Origin of the sequence: Roseburia porci (assembly GCF_009695765.1) — a bacterium.
Lineage (GTDB): Bacteria > Bacillota > Clostridia > Lachnospirales > Lachnospiraceae > Roseburia > Roseburia porci.
Genome location: NZ_VUNI01000059.1, coordinates 1 through 1,349, shown reverse-complemented (window position 1 = coordinate 1,349; position 1,349 = coordinate 1). Strand labels below are relative to the sequence as shown.

The 1,349-nt window shown below is 35.4% G+C and carries 1 protein-coding gene; it reads left to right on the top strand.

Translation table 11 applies throughout. The features are described from left to right. Positions 1 to 1,310, top strand: a 1,310-nt coding sequence (locus FYJ75_RS14255) for a reverse transcriptase domain-containing protein (RefSeq protein ID WP_154431063.1), incomplete at its 5' end; no start/stop codon positions are given. Positions 1,311 to 1,349: the final 39 nt, after the last annotated feature.

The window sequence follows — 1,349 nt, the reverse complement described above, 5'->3', positions numbered from 1 at the left end:
TTGATATTAAAGGATTTTTCGATAATGTCAATCATGGAAAACTAATGAAGCAAATCTGGAATCTTGGAATCAGGGATAAAAGGCTGTTGTGTATTATAAGCAAACTTTTAAAGTGTGAAATCGAGGGAGAGGGAATACCGACTAAAGGAACTCCACAAGGGGGAATACTTTCTCCGTTATTATCTAATATTGTGTTAAATGAACTTGACTGGTGGATAAGTGACCAATGGGAAACTTATATGCCACGAAAGGGAAATAGCAAAGGTTTTGCACAATATGCCAGACAATACACAAATCTGAAAGACGGATATATTGTGCGTTATGCAGATGACTTTAAAATAATGTGCAGAACATATCCAGAAGCACAAAGATATTACCATGCTGTAGTAGATTTTCTGAATAACAGGCTGGGATTGGAAATCAGTCCAGAGAAGTCTAAGGTAACAAATTTGAAAAAGAATTCATCAGATTTTCTTGGATTCAAAATCAAAGCAGTGCCACAGGGAAAATCAAAGTATGGTTATGTTGCAAAAACAGATATGTGTGAAAAAGCCTTGAAGAAATCAAAAGCTAATTTGAGACAAAAGATTCTTGAAATACAGAATCATACAAACGCAGAGGAAGTAAAGAAGTATAACAGTGCAGTCACTGGGATACAGAATTATTATCGGATTGCAACGAATGTTTATAACAACCTTACAGAGGTTGATTATGCTTTATTACGAACCCGTAACAACAGGTTGAGGAAGAAAGCAAAAATAGTCAGATTCGGAGAAACTCCAAGTGATTTCAAAAAGAAAACAACAGGAATCAGAGACTGTAAAAAGATTTACAGAATTATGGATATTCATATGTTGCCGATTACAGGAGTGCATCATAAATCTCCAATGAATTTTTCACAGGAGATATGCAATTATACTGAAAAGGGCAGAAAGAAAATTCATAATAATCAGAGAGCAGTGGAAAGCAGTAAACTGAAAGCATTTCAGATGTTTCTTAATGAAGATGATACGATTGAATTTAGAAATAATGTGGTTTCAAAGTTCGTGGCACAGTATGGGAAATGTTACATTACTGGAAATGAATTAGAGCCAGAAAATGCAGTCGGTATCAGAATAAAACCAAAAGAAAGAAATGGTACTGACGATTATAGCAATATCGTTATTGTTAGCAAAGCTGTTATTCCACTTATTGAAGATAAAAATGCTGATTACTGTAGTAACCTTTCGGAAAAGCAGAAAGTGAAGCTGAATCGACTAAGACGAGCTAGAAAACTTAAACCTGTCAAAGGAACTTGTAAACTTGCTTGAACACGAGGGAACGCCGTATGCGGTGAAAGTCGCACGTAC